This window comes from Brevibacillus fluminis (assembly GCF_003710825.1).
Lineage (GTDB): Bacteria > Bacillota > Bacilli > Brevibacillales > Brevibacillaceae > Brevibacillus_D > Brevibacillus_D fluminis.
Genome location: NZ_RHHQ01000023.1, coordinates 115,727 through 138,617, shown reverse-complemented (window position 1 = coordinate 138,617; position 22,891 = coordinate 115,727). Strand labels below are relative to the sequence as shown.

The window sequence follows — 22,891 nt, the reverse complement described above, 5'->3', positions numbered from 1 at the left end:
ACCTTTTGAAGTGAGGATAGAGGCGCAAAGGCCATTAGTACACAGTTGGAGGATAATGAGGTCCTGGGATGATTGTGGAAAGGGGAATTTGCCGAAGCTTTTAAGATTCTCATTTGTCTTAGAGCTGGTTCTGCTATTGAATAAATACAGAACTGTCATATAGGGGACTATATGGAGGGCTATCTCACGCACGGGAACTTGATTTTGTTAATGTTTCTATTGCAGCAGCGAGCCTTCGTTGCTGCTTTTTTGCGTTGACTTGGAAAGCCCTTAGCCACCTCTAATTTATAAAATATAATTGTAAGGGTGAGGAAAATGTATTTTGGCCAAGTTTTAACCGCTATGGTTACACCGTTTGATCATAATGGTGATGTTGATTTTAACGCGACGAGAACGTTAGTAAATTATTTAATTGAGAATGGCACTGATGGATTGGTAGTCGTAGGTACAACAGGTGAATCTCCTACCTTATCAACAGAGGAAAAGGTAGAGTTAATTAAATTTGTAGTAGACGTTGTAGACGGCAGAGTACCCGTTATTGCCGGGACAGGTTCGAATAATACCAGGGCTTCAATCAGTTTAACAAGACAGGCTGAAGCAACTGGTGTTGATGGAATTATGCTTGTCGCCCCATACTATAACAAGCCATCCCAAGAAGGTATGTATCAGCACTTTAAAGCAATTGCTGAGTCAACATCTTTACCAGTTATGCTTTATAATATCCCTGGGCGCAGCGTGGTTACTATGTCCGTTGAGACAATTGTTCGCCTATCCCAGATTCCAAATATTGTAGCGATAAAAGAAGCAAGCGGCAATTTAGATGCCATGACAGAAGTGATCAGCCAAACACCTAGTGATTTCACTTTATACAGCGGTGATGATGGTTTAACATTGCCTGTTTTAAGCATCGGCGGTGCAGGAATTGTTTCCGTTGCCTCCCATATCATTGGAAATGAGATGCAGGAAATGATCAACCTCTTTAAAAAAGGAAATACCCAAGAGGCAGCTGAAGCCCATCGCAAACTGCTTCCACTCATGAAAGCACTATTTGCTGCCCCAAGCCCATCACCTGTGAAAGCAGCCCTAAATCTGAAAGGAATCAATGTCGGCGGCGTCCGCCTTCCAATGGTTCCACTAACTGCTGAAGAAACAAACACATTACAAAGCGTATTGCAACAGCTTGTATAATTGTTTCACAAAGAGAGGCACCTCCCAAAGAATGGGACAAAGCGTTCTATGAACGTATTCTCCAGGTTGAAATGCAGTCAATGCTCATAGGGGATTCCGAATAGTCGTTTTTTCCGGTTCAGGAACAGCACAACGGAGGGGCATTACTGAAAGGCATCCAACATTTATAAGGAAATCAATTTCCGGAATGCCGGAACATCGCACAAGAAAGGCCATCCAACCAAGGATGGCCTTATATTTTGCAGTTGGTACCTAAATACCTCATCTTGTAATTGGTTTTCGCCGATCCATTCCTTTTATTTGATTGACGTTATCCTCATCCAGCCTCTTTATCAGTTCTACGAGTAACTTCACTGTATGATCTAGATCGTCACGGTTAACCATGGAGACGTGACTATGAATATAGCGAGCTGCAACACCTATTACCATTGACGGTACTCCGTTATGAGCCATATGGATTTTACCTGCGTCTGTTCCACCACCAGGCATGACATCCGCCTGATACGGAATGCCGTGTTCCTTTGCTGTATCGATAACAAAATCACGCAGGTTCAAATGAGGAATCATGCTGCTATCATAAAAACTAAGAAGGGGACCTGCCCCTAGTTTAGTATGACCCTCCTTATGGTTCATTCCTGGAGTATCTCCTGCGACCCCAACGTCGAGGGCAAATGCAATATCTGGCGAAATTTTGTGAGCTAAAGTAACTGCCCCCCGTAAGCCCACTTCTTCTTGAACAATAGCTCCGCAAAAGACAGTATTGGGATGTGACTCACGTTGAATCTGTTCCAATACCTTTAGAGCAATATAGCATCCAGCCCGATTGTCCCAAGCTTTTGCCATGAGCATTTTGGGATTGGGCATTACCTCAAATGGACATATCGGTACAATCGGATCACCCACCTCTATGCCGAAACTCTTGGCTTCTTCTTCGCTGGAAGCACCAATATCTACAAACATATTACTGATTTCCAGTACGTTTTTTCTCTCTTCAATGGAAAGTACATGTGGAGCTTTTGATCCGATCCATGCTCATCCCTCCATTTGGTAGGATGACCATTCAAAGTAAAGTTAATGTGGAAAACATACAGTAAAAGAAAACGCGCTGAACCTACGGAACAGTTGACAGAACTTATGACGACACTCAACAAAATGATGAAAATAGGGTACAAGGGTATAGTAAAAAACCATTGACGCTATATAGGGTCGGGGGGTATATTGGATTCGAAGGGGTTGATGGTAATGAATCCCAGACAATCAATACAAAATTGAAACAGTCAGCTGTCATCGTAAGAAAAACGGCTAAATACCTGGTCGCAATATTTATACTGTTCCATCTGTATTTGCACACCGCGAATTTGGTCTTCGATGTGATTCTTCGAGCATTCCGGATGCGATTGTCATGCGTCGGAAAACCATGAGCAACATCAAGCAGAATCTGTTCTTGGCGCTCGGCTATAAGACACTCGGCATTCCAATCGCGGCCACTGGCTTGTTGGCACCATGGGTAGCAGGAGCAGCAATGGCATTAAGTTTGGTATCTGTTGTTCTAAACGCTCTTCGATTGCGAAAGTTAAAGTGCGCTAAACCTAGCGAACATCCAAAAAATGATGTGTTTGTAGAGAGGAGTATGCTTATGGGAGAAACAATAAAAATAGCCGTGACACCAGTCATTCAGGGCGGAGGAAGTCTTTTTACTCCAGAGCAGTTTGCCACTATTGGAAAAGTAGTGGGTACCGATGCTAAGATTGAAATGACGTCATTCAAACAACTTTATGTTGAGATCCCTTTGGAAAGACGAGAGGAAATAGTTGCATCGCTTCAACAATCAGGTCTTGAAGTTTACCCGGCCGGTTTTGTAACCAAGAGTTTGATCGCCTGCAACTTTTGCAAGGGAGCAGAAGAGGCCGGTCTAGAAACAGCTAGAATAGTAAACAAGGCCATTGCGGGAATTGAAACTCCTACACCAATCAAAGTGGGGTACGCTGGATGTGCTCTTGGTACAAGTGAACCATTATTAAAAGATATTGGAATTGTCAAGATGCGGAATACCTTCGACGTTTATATTGGGGGAGAAGCAAAAGGTTTAAAGGCTGTCCCTGCAAAGCTGCTTGTTTCGGGGGTATCGGAAGAAGAACTGCCCCAAGTAATTACAAAAATTATCAGCTTTTATAAAGAGAATGCAAAAGGTAAAGAAAAGTTCAATAGGTTTGTGGATAGAATCACACTTGAGAAGATAAGTGCAAATTGCCTTTGAACCGTGGCTGGTTAAGCCTATTGAGACCTATACTCCTTAGATGGATTATAGGTTTATTCATTTTTTTCTCAAAACATTATTTAGATCTGTCTAAAACAATATTTTCTTTGCACATGAGGGATACTTCGCTTTGAATGAGGGTGTCGAGTTTTGTAGTCCGTGAGTCCGTTCAATGATTCGGTCCGTTTTAGCTGTACCCCACATAATCGAAAAAGGGTATGGAAGGATTGTAAGAAGTTTTTACTCGTAGGAGTTACCAGCAAAAGGTACGGCATCGGAGAGTTTTAGATGATTTCACGATGAAAAAGCTTTATGATGATAGGACATATATGAAGGTTCTTATCTGTATGTTCACCAAACAAATTCACAGGTCATGTCGCATTCAGGGTGGGATCGCATGAGTTTGCAAAAGCCATTGCTGAAGTCAGTCGTCTCGAGTATTACAATAAAGTATATTCTGATTTATTGCATTATTCTGGTTATTCCTGTTATTCTTCTCTATCAAGTCATCATGAGTAACTCCCATCAAATACTCGAAACAAATATTATCACGAACAATGCCTTTGGTGCAGATGCCGTGGCGAAGCGGTTCAACACGGAATTGAGCGATGTTGTGCTTCAGCTGCAGCTTGTAAGCAATCATGCACAAGGTGAACTGGATCTCAACTCCATGTATACGAACAGTCGTGAAATTATAGCAAGGAGTTCATTTGTCCACGCAATCTATTACCTGGATGAAAAGAGCCGGATCGGCTTTGAATTACCTTTTATGGAAAGCCCCAACGAACAGATATTTCCCTATCCGATGTTTGAGGAAGCGCGATGGACACAAAACTACACAGTATCCGATATACACAAAAATGTTCGCAGCGAGTCGGTCATCACGGTTGCCGTACCTGTTCTACTTGAAAGTAACCGTTTCGCCGGGGTGCTTGTTGCCGAATTAAGCCGCGAGTACTTGTCAGAAGTATTAAAAATACACAGCATGTCAAGCGGTGGGTTCGGTTATATTGTTGATCGCCATGGAAAGGTAATCGCATCTACTGACTCCAATGAGTGGGATCGGGATTATGCCGGTTTTCATCATGTGAGGAACCTTTTGATTGAATCTTATGGAACCGCAAGAGAAGCATACCAAGGGGAGGCGAGTATTTTATCCTACAAGCTGTTGAAGGATGGCTGGGGGGTAGTGATTGGTGTCCCGGAGCGAATTGCCTTTGAACCTGTATTACGCCAGTCGATGTTACTGACGCTCAGTTTCATCGGAATTCTACTATTTTCACTTTGTCTCATTGGCTTGGGAATGCGTTACCTACTTTCCCCTGTCGTCCGACTTACTCATCTTGCTCAGAATTATACGGTAGAGGCGTCTTTACGAGAAATTTCTCGTCTCAAGCGGTACCACTCGTCGGATGAGTTGGGATTGCTGATGAGGACCTTTATTCGGGTGGGGGTAAGCAATTTAGAGAAGCAGCGGATGCTGATAGAAAAGGAGCAGTATTTACGAAATATCATCGAAGGGATCCCTTTTGCGATTGTTACGTTAGATAATAATGGCGTCGTTACTTATTTCAATCGTCAATTTGAAAATTTGACGGGTATACCTGCCCAACAGGGGATCGGTATAAATTGGGCCGATTTAACAATAAATCAAACGCAGGACGAACGCATTGTGATTGATTTCAATTCTACGGACTCGTCGCACGAAACGGAGAGCACTCTTGTTGACGTGCAGGGGAATAAGCATATTATCAAGGTGATCATGACCCGGTTTATTAATGAGCAGGGGGACATTGCAGGTATTCTTGTCGTTATAAATGATGTTTCCCAACAAAAATTGCTAGAAGCTTACGCGAAACAAAGGGAAAAACTCGCATCAATCGGACAAATCACCGCAGGCATTGCACATGAGATAAAAAACCCTTTAGCGATTCTTTCAGGTGCATCCGAACTGCTAAAGGAAGAAGTACAAGAAAAACAGTTTGTTGATCAGATGATACGTGAGCTAACTGACGACATTTTTCAGGTCGTGGGTCGAATGAACGGAATCGCGAATGATTTCCTTCAATTTGCGAAAAGCAGTAATGATGAGTGGGAAACGGTTAGCCTTGATGAATTGTTGGATAAAGTTCTTCATCTACTACGAATAAAATTGAAGGAATGTAATATTCGTGTCTGCAAGGAGGAGCAGATTGAATATCCGATAATAATGGGGAAGAAAGACAAGCTTATGCAGGTTTTTCTGAACATTGTACTTAACAGCATCGACGCGATGCCAAATGGAGGTACTTTAACGATACAATGGCAACGAGAACTGCAAGAGAATGGAGAATGGATCGTCGTAGTAATCCGTGATACTGGGGAAGGTATTTCGGCGAACCAGCTTGAATGGTTGTTCAATCCGTTCTTTACAACGAAAGAGAATGGCTCCGGTCTTGGTTTGACCATCGCTCGAGACATTGTCATTGAGCACGAAGGATGCATGTCAATCGAAAGTCGGGAAGCAGAAGGTACCATTGTATGGTGCAAATTCCCAAAAGACAGTCATGGAGGTGGGAACGAGCATGTCAACACTACATACGGTCTTGATTATTGATGACGAGGAACAGCTGTGTCGGATCATTTCGCACAAGCTAAAAAAAGAAGGGTTTGGAACCATTCAGGTTCATAACGGACACGATGCCATTCAAGCTTTGACCAGCGAGACCATCGATTTGATACTGGTTGATTATATGTTGCCGGACATGACGGGAATCGAACTGCTACTCAAAATAAAAGAGATCAAGTCTGACATTCCCGCCATCATTCTGACCGCATATGGGAATGTGGAGAACGCTGTTCAAGCAATGAAAATAGGGGCTGTCGATTATCTCTGCAAACCGGTGGAGCTGAAGACTTTGGTCGATGCGGTCAAATTGGCGATCCCCAAAAGAGGAAGAAAGAATTTGCAAGACCCCACTGCTTTTTCTGATATTGTTTTCACGAGTTGCAAAATGAAAGAAATTTTCAATGTCTTGCAAAAAGTAATGGAGACCGATGCAAATATTTTACTATTAGGGGAAAGTGGAGTCGGGAAAACAGCAGTGGCCAGATGGATTCACCACCAAAGCAATCGGTCAGACAAGCCATTTGTTTCAATAAATTGTGCAGCGATACCGGAATCCCTGATGGAAAGTGAACTGTTCGGCTATCGAAAAGGGGCTTTTACCGGTGCATTGGAAACAAGAGGAGGCAAATTTGCCCTAGCGGATAAAGGGAGTATTTTCCTTGATGAAATTGGTGAAATTCCAATAAACACGCAAGCCAAACTACTTCACGTGATCGAGGAGAAACGCTTTATGAAGCTAGGTTCAACTTCTTATGAATCTGTCGATGTACGGATTATCGCCGCCACCAACAAGGAGATCCAGGAGCTTGTAAAGGAAAAGTCGTTTCGGGAAGACTTGTATTATCGCTTGAGTGTGGTTGAGGTAGTAATTCCGCCATTGCGTGAACATGTCGAAGACATTCCCTTGCTCGTGCAGCACTACTTACACAAACTAAACAACAAGTATCAAAAAGAGATTGCGATAGCTAAAGATGCCTGTGAAGCTCTCTCTTCTTATCCTTGGCCGGGAAATATCCGTGAGTTGATAAACGTATTGGAACGATTGCACATTCTGAAACGATCCGGTGTCATAGAGAAAACGGATCTGGTTGCACATCTTAACCTGAAAAAAAACAACAGCCCAGTGGAGCCACGGGAACAACAGTCACTTCCAATCATGCCTGAAGGAGAAGAAGGACTCCATCAGTTACTAGAAAAAGTAGAGGGAACAATAATTCAACAAGCCCTTGCCAAAGCTGGAGGAAACCAAACAAAAGCGGCGGAACAACTGGGAATCTCCCGCCATACGTTGATCTACAAGCTGAAAAAGCAAAAAGAGAGTGCAAGAAAGGACTCAGAATGATGAGTATCCATGATATTTCATGCACACATGCGAAAAAGAGCAGGTTGCTTTTGGTACTATTATGTATGCTGTTGATAGGGACCTTGGCTGGCTGTACCAATCGTCAATCGAATATCCAAGCAAGTAAGGAGCAACTAGAAATTGATCAACAACCCTTGATAACCATTGGATCAAAGTCCTTCACCACGGAACAAATCCTCTATGGAAAATTAACAGCGTTTTTATTGCGCAATCAAGGTTTTCAGGTAAAGGAAATGGTTTTTAAAGACAGTCAACCGATTCGGAAAGCATTGGAATCAGGCGTGATCAATTTGTATTGGGAGTACGCTAACACGGCACGAATATTTTATCAACAACAACCACCAATTATGGACGCTGGCGAGGCATACCGAACCGTAGCTACGGAAGATGAAAAAAAGGGACTCATCTGGCTAAATCCCAGCCAGTTTCTCAGCCCGTGGGTAGTACTCATTTCCAAGGAGTTAGCGGAAAAACGCAATATCAACACGATAAGCCAACTGGCTACCTACTCCAGACAACCGAGTGTCAAGTTAAAGGCAGCCGCCTATGCTGAATTTATTCAAAGAGATGATGGAAAGGCAAAGCTGGATGAGGTATACGGTCTTGCCATCCAACCTGAGGATTGGTTCCAATCAGAAAATGCACTGGTCTTTCAGGCCGTCAAAGATGCACGCGTTCAGGTGGGGGTTGGCATAGCATTTGACGGTCGAATCAGAGAATATCATTTGACAGTTCTGGAAGATGATCAGCATGCTTTTCCACCTTATCAGGCAGTGCCTGTGATACGAGCAAAAACACTTGCAGATTACCCAAGCCTCAAAGGTCTTCTAAATAAATTAAGCGATAGCCTCACGAAGGAAAAATTCGCAGAGCTTACTTATCAAGTTGACGCCCTGCATAGGGATGTGGCCCAAGTGGCAAATGCTTATTTAATCGACGAGGGATTGATTCAGCAAAACGAATAAGTGTGTCAAAATAATTGTGTGAAAATTCTACAATTTGTAGAATTTTTTCTCTTTTGCTGTTTGAATTTTTAAACAATTTATGGAAAGCGCTTCGTTTTTACCTGTTTTCAAGCAAGCTGACACCGGTTATCCGGTTGGTATCGAATTTGCAATGTATATAAAAATGAGTCCACTTTCAAGTTCTGACAGTGGAAAGCAAATAGGGGGGAGGCAAAAATGTTGTAAGGATAAAAAATGGAGCGAAGGGATGGGAAAAGGATGTTCACGATTGGTTCTTTAGACTGGATTGTGATTGCGGCGTACATGCTCGGGATGGTTGCAATTGGTTTGTTTGCTGGAAGAAAGCTGAAAGGCTATGAAGATCATATTTTATCCGGGAGGCAAGTACCCACGCACTACCTAGCCCCTGGCCTTTTGACAACACAAATCGGAGCTGGCTCCATCATCGGATTTGTTGGGCTTAGCTACTCGATCGGGTATTCGGGAGGCTGGTGGATTATCTCCAATATCGTAACCTTTATCGTTCTTGGATTAATCGGCGCTAAACCTTTACGGGAAGCGATCGGAAGTAAAACTCTCCCTGAATGGTTCGGAAACAGGTACAACGAAAAAAGCAGGCTGTTTACCTCGATAACAATAGCAATTGCGGAAATCGCATTTACGACTGGACAAATCGTAGGTGGAGGATTGCTCTTTTCTGTATTGCTGGGCTGGGATCCCAAGATTGGGATATTCGCTTTCTCAATCATTGTCGTAACCTATACCGTACTCGGTGGTTTATGGGCTGTTTTTATTACAGATTTTGTCCAAATGTTCGTGATGTTTGCAGGTGTAACCGCATTGATCGCCGTAGGTGTCATGGATACTGGAGGCATCACCAATTTAATCAAAACTTCACCAGAGGGATATTTCACATTGGTAAAAGACGGTCAAATTTCTACCGTGATTGCTCAAATTCTTTATGCGATTCCAGCTATATTCTGTTCATTTGATATCATTCAAAAAATAATGAGCGCGAAAAGTCCACAGGTCGCGAGAAATTCCTGTTACTGGGCAGCCGGTGGGGTTGTATTCTTCGCCATTACGATGCCATTAATCGGGATCTTGGGCTACCATATTCTCGGTCCAAATGTTGAAAACCCGGAAATGATAACACCGTTACTCATTGGAACCATTCTCCCAATCGGGTTAAAGGGTCTAGCGATATCTGCTGTATTGGCCACTTTGATGTCCTCCGCATCTGCTTGCCTGATCGCAGCATCTGCCGTTATTACGAACGACATTTGCAAGTACTTTGTAAACTTCGAAAAGCTGGAAGAAAAAAGAAAACTTTCAATCAATATATGGCTGACATTATTCCTTGGAGTGATAAGCTGGGCAATCGCGTCCTTCTATGACAAAGCGATGGGCAATATGGAATTGGCTTGGACTGCTCTCTCGTGTGGTGCATTTATTCCGTTGATTGCCGGGTTACTGTGGAAGAAGGCAAGCTCAGCCGGTGCAATTTCTAGTATGCTGACAGGGGCGTTAACTGGTATGATTTGGCTCTTTAATGACAATCCACTTGGCTGGAGGCCGATCATTCCTGCTTATATTGTGGGGATCTTGGTACTTGTCCTCGTCTCCGTCCTTTTCCCTAACAAGACGGGAAATTATGTTGGATCGCGTAATCAAGAGGATTTGGTCGGGTAACAGACCCGTTCAGGGATGAGGCAATTTAAGGAAAAGGGGAGTGGAGAAATGAAAGACGAACAGAATCATGACTACAAAGAACAGATTCATTACTCGACTAAGCAAGTGACATTTCGTTCTCCCGTACTGGAAGGCTGGAATTGGACCGTACATGAAATCACGTCCCCGGTTCCGGGCCCTCTGCTTTGTGTCATGGCCGGTATCCACGTTAATGAAGTTGATGGTATTGAAGCAACGTTCCAGCTTGTTGAACGATTTCGGAGGGAACTTCGCTGTGGTACCGTATCGATCATGCCGATTGTAAACCTACCAGCATTGGCCGATCGCTCGCAACACGTATGCCCCATCGACGGCAAAAATATCAATTTTTCTTTCCCAGGATCGAGCCAAGGCACCTTTAGTGAAGCGCTTGCCGATGCGCTTCTAAACGAATGGGCCGCAGATGCTGCCTGCTTGATTGATCTACACGGTGGAGACTTATGCGAGCGGGTCGCCCGATTTTCAGTGGCGCCAATGATTGGAGACAAATCGTTCGATGAGTTTAATTTTACTTTGGCAGCAGCCTTCGCGCCGGACATTATCGTACGAATCCCACCCGAGTTGCTGATGAAGCCGGGGCGAAGCTGCAGCGGCAGGGCGAGACAGCGCAAGTTCGCGGCGTTCGCTGAAGCAGGGGGGAACGGCCTTCTCGATGAGAACAGCGTATCTTTCCATAGGGATGGCGTGTTGCGTGTGGCAAGTCTTCTCGGAATGATCGAGGAACAGGCAAGGACAAACGAAAAACAACCGTTTATTGCAACGGAATATCATTGGTTGAAAGCTGAGATAAACGGTTGGTGCCGCTATGCTGTGGAGCCTGGTGAGCACGTGGTAAACGGGCAAACGATCGCATCCGTTTACGATTTCACCGGGTCAAAGATTCATGATGTCATCGCTCCTGTTACAGGAGTTGTACTTTGGCGGTGCACCCATGCAATCGTTACATCGGAAACAGATCTTTTCGGAATTGCAGCTGGTGAATTACGGCGGATAGAGTGATGCGTGAAGTGAAACGTCTGTCCAAGATAGAAAAATGAACAATGTCATGACCAAAACGGTAAAAAGCCATTTAAACACGATCTTCGTGGTTTAAATGGCTTTTTTGTTTGAAGGGGTTTCAAAGAGTAAGCAAAAACAGTTATGGAAGCGTTTGTAGTGCAAGCGCTTTGAGTCAATCCGTTACTACACGTAGGGGGAAAGTGGGACAAAAGTAATTCTTAATGGAACGCCTTCCTGTAAAAATAAGTAAAAAAGAGTACGTCTCTTGTATTTACGAAGAACTAACTTATTTAATTTTATACTAAACGGAGGAAAAATATGTAGCTACTCAGAGCATCCCGGTTACCTTCTTGCCAATTAAGTTTATGGTTGATGGGAAGATGAAGGAGACAAATGATGCTTTTCTCTATAAGGGAGTTCCTTATGCGCCGGTTAGCTTCGTCGGTCAGGCAGCAGGTAAAAGTGTTGGGTGGGACGCAAAGGCAAACACAGTAACTATGAACAGCAATGGGACAGGCGCAATCGGAGAGTCAACACGATTGACTGCACTGAAAATTGATACGGTACATGGCTTTAATAGCAATACCTTTCAAGACGGTTGGCCATCGGGTTCATTTGTAGCCGGTGGGGTAGTTTACGATCATGGGCTTGGATACAATTATTTAAAGTCTATCTACGACAGTCGTTTTACGTCCACTCAACAAAGCTTTACAATGAATTTAGACGGGAAATACACAAAGCTCTCAGGTGTGCTAGCTGTTGACGATCATTCCCCTAATAAGACTGACGAGGTTTTCTGGCTGTTCAAAGGCGATGGGAAAGTCCTGTTCAACAGTGCTCATCTAAAAGCGACGCAGACCCAGCAAATTGACATCAGTGTAAAAGGGGTTAAAAAATTGGAAGTAGAGATCAGAAAAGTATCTCGCAAAGAAAAGGATAACAATATGTGGTCTTTTTTTGGCAATGCATTGTTGCAGTGACGTTTCCGAGGGGTAAGAAGGGGTTGGCCCGATTAAAACATAACAGCGGTAGTCTAAGACTTGATTGACAAGGTCTTAAACTACCGCTATTTCTTTCATGGTCAAACTAGATGCTCCATACCCATTTTTGTGGAATATCGCTTATGATGTCTGGATCTTTCGAGCGACACGTTCCCCAAGCTCGGAGGACGCCTGGTACAAGTAGCCGAGCACGATGTTTTGCGTATCGGGGGATATGCTTGCAAGATCGACGGCTAGATTATCTACCAAGTGTTCTTGCTCCAATGGGGAAAGAGCACGATAATACTGACCGGCTTGCGCGAAGTCGTCTTGCTGGGGAATGTCGGACCGTACGAGTCGTCCTTCCACGAATCTTCCGTTGCCGCTTGTTACAAGGGAATCGGGCGTCCAGTTCTGCTGATGGTTAATCGGAATCTTGCGGAAATCCGGACCAAGCCGCCGTCGCTGCGAATCCCAATAAATATTTGCACGCCCCTGCAATATTTTATCGTCCGATAATTCTGCTCCTTCTAGCAGGTTGGAAGGGGAGAAAGCCAACTTTTCTACTTGCTCCATATAATCATCTGGATTCCGATTTAAAACCAATCTACCTACCGGGAGCAAGGGATATTGCCGCTCATCCCATACCTTTGTGCTATCCAACGGATCATAAGGGAGAAAAGACTCGTCTTGAGGGTTCATCAGTTGTACGTAAAGCCCATATTCAAACGTTTTGCCCTCGTTCAGCGTATCGAATAAGTCCTTGCCCGCATAATCCGGATTCTCGCAAGCGAGCCGAGCTGCTTCTTGACGGTCAATATACTGCACACCCGCAAAGGGCATCCAATGATATTTCATGTAAGTGCGGACACCTTGCGCGTTTTTCCAGACGTATGTATTGACGCTGTGCCCCGGGATGTGTCGAAAACTCTTGATCGTGCCAGCATCGGAGTATAGCCGGACGAGAAAGCTTGTAGATTCAGGTGCGCGGGCGACGAAGCGCCAAAATCGTTCCGGATCGATGAGGTTATTAGTGGGGGATGGCGAGAGGGCATTGATGAACTCGGGAAAGCGAATGGCGTCACGGACGGGAAACACGGGGTTATGGTTACAGACAAGATCGAACACACCCTGATCTGTGTAGAACTTGATGGCGACTCCGCACACGTTACGGGAAGTATCCGGAGTGCCTTTGTTACTGACGGCTAAGGAGAATCTTACCGCGACAGGGACCTGCTGACCCGGATTTTGCAAGAAACAAAGCTGCGTGTAAGCTGTCATGGCATGCACGGTCTGAAAGTAGCCGAATGCGCCATAACCTTTGGCATGCACGGGCCTTTCCAATATTTTCGAATGGATGAAAGTCTCCAGCTTTTCATGCAGCACGTTGTCCTGTTCCAAAACTGGGCCTCGTTCCCCCACCGTCTGCGAATGAAAAGCAGCCTGTGTATCTTCCGATCTTTTTTTAGGGCGAGCTCCATTGTTCTCGTTCATCTTGCAACCTCCCATGCCCGCATGCGAATTGTTTGGATATATTCAAAATGTATGAAGAGCTTCTCTGCGAATATGACAGTGTGGCGGTTTTTCGAGATGTTTCACGTAAGTAGAGGGCAAAGAGGTATTCGGAACGTAATTTCGTTTCTGGATACCTCTTTGCTTTCCCATTCGATTTCGAACTGACATAAAAAAACTCCATGCTGGTATGAGACATGGCTGGACAAAATTGTTTTTTAGGTACTGTTGGAGTATTTTAGCTCAGGTATTCGAGTTTTAAGGATTACTGTATTATAATAGGGATATACTACTATTTGAGGTGAATATTTGTGCAAAGTACGACTGTCGACAATAAGGTGCAACCAACATTTTCACGATTAAATCCATTTCAAGCGAAAGTTCTTAAAAATGTGAATTTAAATGGAGCTGGATCGAAAAAAGAAACAAGACATATTGAGTTATCCTTACAAGGATCAGGCCTCGCCTATGTTCCTGGTGATTGCCTTGGTATGATTCCTGAAAATGACCCTGAATTAGTTGCTGCTTTGCTTGAAGAAATGAAATGGGATCCAGAAGTTCCTGTTGCCATATCAAAACAGGGCGATACACTCCCGCTGAAGGAAGCCCTCACAACACACTTTGAAATTACGTTACTGACGAAAAAGATTGTCGCTCAGGCGGCGGAATTATCAGAAAACGCAGAGCTGCGCAAGCTTGCATCAGAAGAGAATGTAAATCAACTGAAAGAATATATCGATGGACGAGATTTGTTAGATTTATTGCGTGATTTTGGCCCGTGGAAAGCAACTGCACAAGAAATCGTCTCTTTATTAAGAAAAATGCCACCACGTCTCTATTCCATTGCAAGCAGCCTGGCTGCGCATCCTGAGGAAGTACATTTGACGATTGGTGCTGTTCGATACGAAGCGCACGGACGCGAACGCAAAGGTGTATGCTCCATTTTATGTGCGGAACGACTGGATGTAGGGGAAACGCTCCCGATCTTTATTCAACCAAATAAACACTTTAATTTACCAGAGTCGCAGGACAAAGATATCATCATGGTTGGTCCTGGGACAGGCATTGCACCGTTCCGTTCCTTCATCCAAGAGCGTGCAGCGAGCAAGGCAGCTGGTAGATCATGGCTCTTCTTTGGGGACCAGCATTCCGCTACTGATTTCCTTTATGAAGACGAATTCGAACAGTATCAAAAAGATGGGGGACTGAGCAGAGTAACGACGGCTTTCTCCCGAGATACGGCCGAAAAAGTATATGTACAACATAAAATGCTGGAAAACAGCAAAGAATTGTTTGAGTGGCTCGAAAATGGAGCGTACTTCTACGTTTGCGGAGACAAGCAATATATGGCGAAGGACGTCAATAACGCCTTGATTGACATTATTGAAAAAGAAGGCGGAATGACACGCGAAGCAGCCGAAGCCTACCTTAACGGCTTGCAGGAGCAAGGGCGTTACCAACGTGATGTATATTAATACGAATATCGAAAGGATGAGGGCGTAATAACGCTCTCATCTTTTTTTAGATGAAGATTCAGCCCAATGCTTCACGAATGGATTGAACATGAATAGATGGACGTTTGTTTTTCCATGGACGCGCTTCCAAGTACTCGGTGGCTGTCATGGATTTGCCGTATTGATAGCAAGCCCAACTCGAAGTTTCCAGGTTGTCTTTTGAAGGCGTCCGGTTCATATATTGTGCGATCCCATCCATCCAGTTCGATCGCTTGGATGGTTCCATTATTCCAGATGGTGCAGAATGCCGTAAATCACCCAATCGGGTCATTTTTTCATCATTCTATTGATGGTTTGCAGAGACCAAATATACTATAATCATGTCAAACCAAAAACATCGCCCGTGTGCAAGTGGAGGTGGAAACGATGTGTGCGCTTTCCCTCGCAGATTATCGGAATGTTCAACGATTTATTGCGGAAATTACCGCTACCACCGAATTCTCTCGTGACCGTGTATTACATTCACTGTCCAAAATTTTTGGCTACCACAAATGTGTTTTTTGGAAAGTCGATGAGTCCGGACGACTGCACCAGCCTGCCACATTGAATATCGATCATCGAGTAATTGAGCTCTATTTGCAGCATTTCAGCCAGCGTGACATCTTATCCCCCAATCGAATTCCACACCGTTGTTCCCACCATAAGGTACTTCGGACAAAAGACGTCATCGCCAGAAAAGAGTATGAGCAGACGGAATATTATAAATGCTTAATGCAGCCATTTGAAATGTATCATGAACTAGGCGTTTACATTACGGATGGAAACAAAACGGTGGGCGTAATCGGGTTAACCCGATCAAAAGGCGAAAAGGATTTCAACGCTGGCGATATGCTTCGCTTGGAAACCATTTCGAGATATATTTCCAACGCGTTCGTTCAATATTCTATTCATGAGGAAATGGTCAAAAAGCAAAGAATACTGGAATCATTCGTAGATCGTTCCACACATGGAATCGTATTTTTTGACAAGAGCCTTCATATCCATTACGCCAATCCAGTCGCAACACAACTTTCTGGGGAATGGCTGACAAATGCGACGGAAGATGGGGGTGATTCGGTTGGTCGTTTCATTCAAAGCATCATACAAGGAATGGATTTGGAGCGTGGAATTGACAAGACGATCGACCTTCCCTTTAACCGTGCTCTGTCTGTGCACATTGCACCGTACATCGGGATGGAACCGAATGCGCTCCATCCAAGCCTGTATATTGCACAAATGAAACCACACTTAGTGAAACTCGCTACGACTAAAGAGGTTTTAGAGGCAGAGTCATTAACCCAAAAGGAAAGGGAAGTTCTTGCGTGCGTCTCCAGAGGACTTACAAATCCAGAAATAGCAAATGAATTGTTTATCAGCGTGAATACTGTTAAACGGCACTTGCAGAGCATTTATCGGAAAATAGGGGTCACGAATCGAACGCAATTATGCTATCAAGTGAAAAGCCGTACTACCACATAAAAAAGAGCGGAATTTTCTCCGCTCTTTTTATCATTACTCTTTCAATGGTTTCCAGTACTCATAGGAATGGATTGCGGTTCCGACATAGGAAGGATGGGGGGACAGTAATGACGGAAGCTTGGATAACTCAGCATTCATGTACGTTTTTCCTTCTTCATAAAAGGTGACAAAATTACCTTCGGAGCTCTCTTTTGTTTCCACAGCAACCAGGGCTTTTTTACCCAGTTGATCAGCCCAATTCAATTCCTGCGGAACCAATGAGGATATGCTGTTCGAGCCATCCGCCCGGTCACGATAAGCCATCACTGTGATCTGATCGTGCTTGGAAATGAGCCATTCGCTGATTGTCGTTGTCGAATCATCGGGCAGATACGTCTTGTCCAACCAGAACGGAATGTCACACCCAATTTCAAGCGTTGGATCAAGCTGGGCTCGTTCGATGTAAGCATCTACATTGCCCATCCATTGCCGCATGATGGAGGCCTGCTCTGCTGTTTTCCATTCTGGCATTACGTAGGGTTCAATATCGAAGTGGATACCGCTGATTTTTTCTGTATCGGCAGCGCTTTTGTTGTAGGCAATCACCCAGTCCACGAATGCCATAATCTTGGGTCGATTTTGTTCCAATCCCCAGCTGGCCAGTCCTCCCAAAGCTTGAACTTTCACACCGGCCTCACTTGCTTTTTTGATGAAGGATTGATAATAAGAGGCTTTGCGGGTGATATCAATCTTCAGGTACACGAGGTTAACTCCTTGTTCCTTAGCAAACGTAAGAATCTGATCGGGTTCTGTAGCGATCAACGTCGTTTGCCAGAGATAGGTTGCTTTCAACTCTTTTTCTTCTGCTGAAAAGCCTGTCAAAAAACTAAACATCGATAAGAGCAGTATGAATCCAAACGTTCGTCGTGCCATCTTCATTGTGCGCTCCTCCAGGTGTGCAGTGACATGTAAAAAACTAGGAAAATCGTTTTCATTACTCATATCGGTTCCATTCCGCCTGTCAATAAGAGTGGGTTTGCGAGGAAATGGCATTTTCATCGAAATGAGCATAACTGCCCATGTGATCTTATTGAAAACTAAGCCTTTTGTAAGGGGGGACATGCCGCGATTCGATGCCGTGAGCCTCTTGCGGGTTAATGGGGAAAGTTTACGATAACCCCCTGACCGCAAGAGGTTTTTCCCGTCTCTTAAAACGGTTATTGACGCGATGAAAATCTCTCTGGTAAAATACAACTTGTACACACGAGTGAACAACCACATAACTGTATAACCAAACGAAAATGATTGAGGTGTTATGCGTTGCTCATGAAAGATGATTTTGCCCCGCTTTATATTCAATTGCAGAGAAAGCTGCGCGCACAAATCCTGAATGGCGAATTTAAGGAAGGCGAAGCGATTCCGTCTGAAACGGAGATTATGAAAACGTTTCAATCAACGCGTGGAACAGTCAGAAAGGCGATCGCGCTCCTGGTAAACGAGGGCTTGGTCCATCAAGTGCAGGGTAAAGGCACATTCGTCTTATTGCGCCCGCTGCAATACACGATGACCAATTTCGGCGGCTTCACCGACTATTTGAAAAGCCGAAAAGAGGTTGCTGTTTCCAAGGTGCTTGCCCAGCAAACTGTTACACTCGATGGCAAAGTGTATTACCAGCTTGTACGGGCGCGTGGAGTCAAAAAAGATGACAGCGTCAAATATCTCATGATTGATACCTCTTTGATACCGCTTGCCATATTTCCAGGGCTTGATCAATACGATTTTGAAAACCAGTCTCTTTATCAAATCTTCCGAGAGAAATACGGGATCGATCCAAAACGCGCAGAAGTCAATTTGTCTCCCGTGAAAATCGATGCGCAAATGAGAGAGATTCTGCAGGTGGACAAAAGTGAGGTGGCACTGCTGAAATCGGAAGGGAGCATCTACGATCAAAATGATGTCGAGATTGAAAAGATCAAAATCGTCTGTGCCCCAAATGTTGAAGTGAAAATCATGACCAACTTAAATAATAACGCCAATTTCGCGGAGTAACAGTATAGCGGCCAGCGTATGAAAACAACTGGTTTTACTGTTCTGTCTGATTTCAAAGCATATTGTCCAGCTTGTATGCTTATGGGATCAGCAGGGCTTAAAAATACTGAATATTCAGTCTTATTTGTCGTGCAAGTTGGAGGATGTATGCCCATTGGTGGTTAAGAGTGACCATCTGTTGGCAAAGGAGGGGAGAAAAACGGAAGTTGGCGAAGCGGTGTCAGCCTACTGGTATGAATTTTAGCAAGTATGCTAGTACGCACTTGAAAAAAAGAGACAAGGAGGGATTTTTTGTGAAAAATTCTCATAAGCTCACTGTTTTTTTGATCCCGATTGGTATTGCAGTTAACTTTATATGCGGCCAGATCGTTTTGCTGCTGAAGCTGCCTATGTATCTCGACTCGATCGGCACCATCACAATCGGCGCTTTGTGCGGTGGCGTTGCCGGGGCAATCGTTGGGGCAATCACGAATTTACTGATATCCATTTCCAATCCGACTACGATGGCATACATGATCCTCAATATTATCTTTGGTTTGCTTGCTGGTTTCCTGGCGAAAAGAGGGGTGCTGAACAGCCTTTGGAAAACCGTGATCGCCGGAATCGTCTTTGGGTTAATTGGCGGCGGCTTGGGCTCGCGCATTACGGTATGGTTGTTTGGCGGACTGGGTGCCGGAACAACGGGGGCGATTACTGGCGTACTGATGCAGATGGGCTTTTCAGCCAGCATGGGTGCACTTATTTCAGAACTGTTTGCAGATATCATTGATAAAGTACCGACGCTAATCATTGTTTACTTCATTCTGAAGAGCATCCCGGCCAGAACTTTGGTCAAGCTACCGCAGGGCAATATGTTTATCAAACGGAAGGGAGAGCCGAAAGAAGGTCAAAAGGTTGTCTAATCACCGTATGGTCAACTGATTCTTTCAGGCAGTATGAAGTTCTTGAAAGGGCGGTGGTCAAGCTGGTTGGCCACCGTCGCATTGAGCCCCACTTTCATCCGCAACCTTCCATTCAATTGTATCGACAGGGAAAAGGAGAATGGGTATGGATTATGAGTTTGCGTATTCGTTCAAAAATCCGCAGCTGACTGGCAACTGGCTGTTGGATTTGAACCCGCTCAGCAAGTTAAACATGATCGTCGTTTTTGCGATTCTTCCCATTATTGCACATACGTGGCAAGTAAACGTAACAATGATTCTCTGCTATTTTTTGCTGGCAGCTGCCGCAGGGCGGTTTGTCCAATTTGCCAAGACATATCTGCGATTCGGCTTGCTGATCGGCTCGCTGCTCTTTCTCATGCGAGCACTGTTTTTGCCCGGAGAGGTCACGCTGTTTCGCTTTTGGATTGTGAATATTACCCAAGAGGGTGTCCATACAGGGATTTGGTTTTCTTCATTGGTCGTGGCAATCTGCGGCGCAATCCTGTTGTATCAGTCGGTTACGCGGGCCAAAGATTTCATGTATGCCTTGGAGAAGCTAGGGGCGCCACGGGCTACTTCTTATGTCATTCTTTCCTCGCTCCAGTCCATCATTGATCTGGGGAAAATGGCGGGCGTAATTATGGAATCACAGAAAGCAAGAGGCATTGAGACGGATGGGACAATGTTTACGCGCATGAAAGCATTTGTGCCGATACTGGCGCCACTATTCTTGGGAGCCATATCCAATACGGAGGAAAAAGCGGTTTCGATGGACGCCAGAGCGTTTTCTCAGCCAATCAAAAATACGCATTTATGCCACCTCAGGCCTGTCCCGGTTTGGGAAAAGCTCATGGTGATTGTGGTGGATCTGTCTTTTATCGGATACATCGTTTGGAGGGTCGTGGCATGAACGTGATCAAGCTGCAAAACGTTTCGTACAAATATCCGCTGTCAGAGGAGTTTGCCCTAAAGGAGATCAGCTATGAATTCCAACAGGGAAAGCTCTATGGAATCATCGGTGCAAACGGAGGGGGAAAAACCACCCTATGCAATCTTGTGAGAGGATTGATTCCTCATTTTTATCAGGGGGAGCTTAGTGGAGAGGTTCTGGTCAACGGAAAAGATGTGCGTGATTGGGAAAGCCATGTATTGGCGACGACAATTGGCTTTATCTTTCAAAATCCTTTTTCCCAAATAAGCGGCGTGAAAGAGACGGTTTTTGAAGAGATCGCATTGGGGCTGGAGAATCTCGGAGTAGACAAGGAAGAGATGATCGAGCGGACCATCAAGGTTGTGAAGCTGCTGGGGCTCGAAGAGCTGATCAAGAGAAATCCCAACAATTTATCTGGGGGACAGCGCCAACGTGTGGCTTTTGCTTCAATCATCGTCATGAATAGCGACATTCTGGTCATCGACGAGCCTACGTCACAGCTCGATCCCGAAAGCACGGCAGAGGTATTTGCGATCATCCATGCGCTAAAGGAGCAGGGCAAAACGATAATGTTGGTTGAGCACAAAGTTGATCTGGTTGCCGAGTTCGCTGATGAGGTGTTGGTGATTGAAGAGGGACGGATTGTCATTGCGGGGCCGACTGCCGAAGTGTTCGCCAAAGAGGAGCTGCTGCAAAAAGGAGCTTCTTTGCCGCCAGTCGCGTTGCTGGGCCATGAGCTGGCGCGGGCTGGCCAGCCACTTGACGAGATTCCGGTCACGATTGCGTCGGCCAAAGAACAGATTGCAGGCAGGATGAGGTGGACAAATGGGGGCAATTGAATTTCGGAATGTCACGTATGCCTATCCCAACGGACATATCGCGAATGAAAATCTCAATCTCCTGATTGCGAGCGGTGAAAGGATTGCGATCGTTGGGCAAAATGGCGCCGGGAAAACAACAGCGGTGAAGCTGATGAATGGCTTGCATAAGCCAACCGCAGGCGATGTGTTCGTCGATGGCATCAACACGCGGGAGCGAACCACCGCGCAAATATCGGCGATTGTTGGTTACGTATTTCAGAATCCCGACGATCAAATTTTCAACGGTACCGTCAAGGCGGAAATTGAATACATGCTGCACTATCTGAAGCTGGATCAGTCAGAAATCGATCGGCGTGTAGCGCGTGCTGTTGAACTGACCGGAATCCAAAATTATTTGGAAGCAAACCCGTTCGACGTTCCTTATTCCATGCGGAAATTTGTGACGATTGCGGTTGTTTTGGCTATTGATACGCCTTATATCATTCTCGATGAACCGACTGCGGGCCAGGACATGAAAGGGATCAAAACGCTCGTAAGGCTGATGGATCGGTTGCAGGAGGAAGGGAAGAGCGTCATTACGATCACCCATGACATGGAATTCGTGGCCGACCATTTCAAGCGGGTGGTGGTCATGGCCAACAAGCGGATCATTGCGGACGATACGGCCAAAAGCATTTTTGGGAATGAACCGATCCTTACGGTAGCAAGAATCAAGAAGCCTCAGATTGGTGAGCTAGCAAAAGAACTAGGATTCGGAATAAACGGTACTATTTTATATCGAGAAGAGCTAATCGCCGCTCTCATAAAAGAAAAAATAAATCGATCATGAGGTGGAAAAATTGGGTTTTGACAAAGGGAAGTTCTTACAGTTGTTCAAGGTTAAAAAGCCGATCATGGCCATGGTGCATCTTAAAGGGGGGAGCGATGAGGAAAAGCTGGCGATTGCCAAGCGAGAAATCGACCAGTATGCAAAGAATGGTGTCGATGCGGTCATCATTGAAAATTATTTTGGCAACTCGGACCATGTTGAAGAGGTTCTGAAGTATATGCGCACAGAACGAAAAGAGATGATCTACGGGGTTAATGTGCTTAATGACGATGCGAGTGCATTCGAGCTCGCCAATAAATACGATGCTTGCTTCATTCAGCTCGATTCAGTGGCAGGGCACCTTACACCTGAAGACGATGTGGCGTTCCATGATTTTATCGTTCGGATGCGCAAAGAAACACAGGCGTTCGTGCTCGGTGGCGTTCGCTTCAAATATCAGCCATATTTGTCGGGCAGGTCTTTGGAAGAGGATTTGCAAATCGGAATGACTCGCTGCGATGCGATCGTCGTGACAGGCGAGGGTACAGGCATGGTCACGGACTTGGAAAAAATCGCAAAATTCCGCTCCATCATGGGCAATGACTTCCCGTTGATCGTCGGGGCCGGCGTCACAGCGGAAAATGCCAAGCTTCAGTTGGACGTTGCGGATGCAGCCATCGTCGGAAGCTACTTGAAGGATACGCATAAGGATGACGGCGATGTTTGCGAGGAGCACGTGCAAAAATTCATGTCTGAGATTGAAAAACTACGATAACAAGGTTCGCATGCTTCTAAGCTGGAGGTT

Annotated in this window: 19 protein-coding genes, 1 pseudogene and 1 riboswitch; of the genes and pseudogenes, 17 read left to right on the top strand and 3 right to left on the bottom strand. The window is 45.0% G+C overall.

All coding sequences use genetic code 11. The features are described from left to right. The first annotated feature begins 9 nt into the window (after window positions 1-9). Window positions 10-190, top strand: a riboswitch (Lysine riboswitch). 125 nt (window positions 191-315) lie between these two features. Continuing rightward, window positions 316-1,188: a 4-hydroxy-tetrahydrodipicolinate synthase gene (gene dapA, locus EDM56_RS26330; protein WP_122920919.1), complete on the top strand. Its 873-nt coding sequence runs from the start codon at window positions 316-318 to the stop codon at window positions 1,186-1,188. A gap of 261 nt (window positions 1,189-1,449) precedes the next feature. On the opposite strand, the gene EDM56_RS26325 is transcribed toward dapA, so the two are convergent. Then, the gene (locus tag EDM56_RS26325) at window positions 1,450-2,214 is read right to left on the bottom strand and encodes a M42 family metallopeptidase (RefSeq protein WP_281274991.1); all 765 of its coding nucleotides are present in this window, start codon (window positions 2,212-2,214) and stop codon (window positions 1,450-1,452) included. A 337-nt stretch (window positions 2,215-2,551) separates the two neighbouring features. Between EDM56_RS26325 and EDM56_RS32280 the strand changes: the two are divergent. The 8 genes and pseudogenes from EDM56_RS32280 to EDM56_RS26285 all read left to right on the top strand — a co-directional run. Beyond that, window positions 2,552-2,767 (top strand): annotated as a pseudogene (locus EDM56_RS32280) (hypothetical protein); the annotation flags it as partial. 51 nt (window positions 2,768-2,818) lie between these two features. Then, the gene (locus tag EDM56_RS32130; protein WP_425456363.1) at window positions 2,819-3,445 is read left to right on the top strand and encodes a nitrite reductase; all 627 of its coding nucleotides are present in this window, start codon (window positions 2,819-2,821) and stop codon (window positions 3,443-3,445) included. A gap of 397 nt (window positions 3,446-3,842) precedes the next feature. After that, a complete protein-coding gene (locus EDM56_RS26310; protein ID WP_183192599.1) occupies window positions 3,843-6,041 on the top strand; it encodes a sensor histidine kinase in 2,199 nt (732 codons plus the stop codon). Next, the gene (locus tag EDM56_RS26305) at window positions 6,010-7,395 is read left to right on the top strand and encodes a sigma-54-dependent transcriptional regulator (RefSeq protein WP_183192598.1); all 1,386 of its coding nucleotides are present in this window, start codon (window positions 6,010-6,012) and stop codon (window positions 7,393-7,395) included. The genes EDM56_RS26310 and EDM56_RS26305 overlap by 32 nt, the downstream gene beginning before the upstream one ends. Then, a complete protein-coding gene (locus EDM56_RS26300) occupies window positions 7,392-8,381 on the top strand; it encodes an ABC transporter substrate-binding protein (RefSeq protein ID WP_122920916.1) in 990 nt (329 codons plus the stop codon). Before EDM56_RS26305 ends, EDM56_RS26300 begins: the two co-directional genes overlap by 4 nt. 258 nt (window positions 8,382-8,639) lie before the next feature. Further along, window positions 8,640-10,073: a sodium:solute symporter family protein gene (locus EDM56_RS26295; RefSeq protein WP_183192597.1), complete on the top strand. Its 1,434-nt coding sequence runs from the start codon at window positions 8,640-8,642 to the stop codon at window positions 10,071-10,073. A 48-nt stretch (window positions 10,074-10,121) separates the two neighbouring features. Beyond that, a complete protein-coding gene (locus EDM56_RS26290) occupies window positions 10,122-11,111 on the top strand; it encodes a succinylglutamate desuccinylase/aspartoacylase family protein (protein ID WP_183192596.1) in 990 nt (329 codons plus the stop codon). Window positions 11,112-11,491: 380 nt separating this feature from the next. Next, window positions 11,492-12,091 carry an NPCBM/NEW2 domain-containing protein gene (locus EDM56_RS26285; protein ID WP_183192595.1) on the top strand — a complete coding sequence of 200 codons (600 nt, stop codon included), beginning with the start codon at window positions 11,492-11,494 and terminating at the stop codon, window positions 12,089-12,091. Window positions 12,092-12,232: 141 nt separating this feature from the next. Here EDM56_RS26285 and EDM56_RS26280 read toward each other — a convergent pair whose 3' ends face one another. Then, window positions 12,233-13,585, bottom strand: coding sequence for a catalase (locus EDM56_RS26280; RefSeq protein WP_122920912.1), 1,353 nt, complete (start codon window positions 13,583-13,585; stop codon window positions 12,233-12,235). A 329-nt stretch (window positions 13,586-13,914) separates the two neighbouring features. On the opposite strand from EDM56_RS26280, the gene EDM56_RS26275 reads away from it, so the two are divergent. Further along, complete coding sequence (locus EDM56_RS26275; protein WP_122920911.1) at window positions 13,915-15,078, top strand: sulfite reductase subunit alpha; 1,164 nt, start codon at window positions 13,915-13,917, stop codon at window positions 15,076-15,078. A 405-nt stretch (window positions 15,079-15,483) separates the two neighbouring features. Continuing rightward, window positions 15,484-16,575, top strand: a complete 1,092-nt coding sequence (locus EDM56_RS31970) for a LuxR C-terminal-related transcriptional regulator (RefSeq protein WP_246009542.1) — start codon at window positions 15,484-15,486, stop codon at window positions 16,573-16,575. A gap of 33 nt (window positions 16,576-16,608) precedes the next feature. Here EDM56_RS31970 and EDM56_RS26260 read toward each other — a convergent pair whose 3' ends face one another. Next, window positions 16,609-17,556: a hypothetical protein gene (locus tag EDM56_RS26260; protein WP_148040422.1), complete on the bottom strand. Its 948-nt coding sequence runs from the start codon at window positions 17,554-17,556 to the stop codon at window positions 16,609-16,611. 324 nt (window positions 17,557-17,880) lie between these two features. On the opposite strand from EDM56_RS26260, the gene EDM56_RS26255 reads away from it, so the two are divergent. The 6 genes from EDM56_RS26255 (at window position 17,881) to EDM56_RS26230 (ending at window position 22,861) form a co-directional block, all read left to right on the top strand. Continuing rightward, window positions 17,881-18,603, top strand: coding sequence for a GntR family transcriptional regulator (locus EDM56_RS26255; protein ID WP_246009541.1), 723 nt, complete (start codon window positions 17,881-17,883; stop codon window positions 18,601-18,603). Between the two features lie 293 nt (window positions 18,604-18,896). Beyond that, window positions 18,897-19,505 (top strand): hypothetical protein, encoded by a 609-nt coding sequence (locus EDM56_RS26250; RefSeq protein ID WP_122920907.1) that lies wholly within the window; start codon window positions 18,897-18,899, stop codon window positions 19,503-19,505. Window positions 19,506-19,650: 145 nt separating this feature from the next. Beyond that, window positions 19,651-20,436 carry an energy-coupling factor transporter transmembrane component T family protein gene (locus EDM56_RS26245; protein WP_183192594.1) on the top strand — a complete coding sequence of 262 codons (786 nt, stop codon included), beginning with the start codon at window positions 19,651-19,653 and terminating at the stop codon, window positions 20,434-20,436. Further along, window positions 20,433-21,296: an energy-coupling factor ABC transporter ATP-binding protein gene (locus tag EDM56_RS26240; protein ID WP_122920905.1), complete on the top strand. Its 864-nt coding sequence runs from the start codon at window positions 20,433-20,435 to the stop codon at window positions 21,294-21,296. Before EDM56_RS26245 ends, EDM56_RS26240 begins: the two co-directional genes overlap by 4 nt. Next, window positions 21,283-22,107 (top strand): energy-coupling factor ABC transporter ATP-binding protein, encoded by an 825-nt coding sequence (locus tag EDM56_RS26235; RefSeq protein ID WP_122920904.1) that lies wholly within the window; start codon window positions 21,283-21,285, stop codon window positions 22,105-22,107. The genes EDM56_RS26240 and EDM56_RS26235 overlap by 14 nt, the downstream gene beginning before the upstream one ends. Window positions 22,108-22,147: 40 nt before the next feature. Further along, window positions 22,148-22,861 (top strand): BtpA/SgcQ family protein, encoded by a 714-nt coding sequence (locus EDM56_RS26230; RefSeq protein WP_221176004.1) that lies wholly within the window; start codon window positions 22,148-22,150, stop codon window positions 22,859-22,861. Window positions 22,862-22,891 lie beyond the last annotated feature (30 nt).

Bases quoted from the DNA above. Each gene is read 5' to 3' on its own strand.
- dapA (WP_122920919.1), top strand. From the start codon at position 316: ATGTATTTTGGCCAAGTTTTAACCGCTATGGTTACACCGTTTGATCAT.
- EDM56_RS32130 (WP_425456363.1), top strand. From the start codon at position 2,819: ATGCTTATGGGAGAAACAATAAAAATAGCCGTGACACCAGTCATTCAG.
- EDM56_RS26310 (WP_183192599.1), top strand. From the start codon at position 3,843: ATGAGTTTGCAAAAGCCATTGCTGAAGTCAGTCGTCTCGAGTATTACA.
- EDM56_RS26305 (WP_183192598.1), top strand. From the start codon at position 6,010: ATGTCAACACTACATACGGTCTTGATTATTGATGACGAGGAACAGCTG.
- EDM56_RS26300 (WP_122920916.1), top strand. From the start codon at position 7,392: ATGATGAGTATCCATGATATTTCATGCACACATGCGAAAAAGAGCAGG.
- EDM56_RS26295 (WP_183192597.1), top strand. From the start codon at position 8,640: ATGTTCACGATTGGTTCTTTAGACTGGATTGTGATTGCGGCGTACATG.
- EDM56_RS26290 (WP_183192596.1), top strand. From the start codon at position 10,122: ATGAAAGACGAACAGAATCATGACTACAAAGAACAGATTCATTACTCG.
- EDM56_RS26285 (WP_183192595.1), top strand. From the start codon at position 11,492: ATGAAGGAGACAAATGATGCTTTTCTCTATAAGGGAGTTCCTTATGCG.
- EDM56_RS26280 (WP_122920912.1), bottom strand. From the start codon at position 13,585: ATGAACGAGAACAATGGAGCTCGCCCTAAAAAAAGATCGGAAGATACA.
- EDM56_RS31970 (WP_246009542.1), top strand. From the start codon at position 15,484: ATGTGTGCGCTTTCCCTCGCAGATTATCGGAATGTTCAACGATTTATT.
- EDM56_RS26260 (WP_148040422.1), bottom strand. From the start codon at position 17,556: ATGAGTAATGAAAACGATTTTCCTAGTTTTTTACATGTCACTGCACAC.
- EDM56_RS26255 (WP_246009541.1), top strand. From the start codon at position 17,881: ATGAAAGATGATTTTGCCCCGCTTTATATTCAATTGCAGAGAAAGCTG.
- EDM56_RS26245 (WP_183192594.1), top strand. From the start codon at position 19,651: ATGGATTATGAGTTTGCGTATTCGTTCAAAAATCCGCAGCTGACTGGC.
- EDM56_RS26240 (WP_122920905.1), top strand. From the start codon at position 20,433: ATGAACGTGATCAAGCTGCAAAACGTTTCGTACAAATATCCGCTGTCA.
- EDM56_RS26235 (WP_122920904.1), top strand. From the start codon at position 21,283: ATGGGGGCAATTGAATTTCGGAATGTCACGTATGCCTATCCCAACGGA.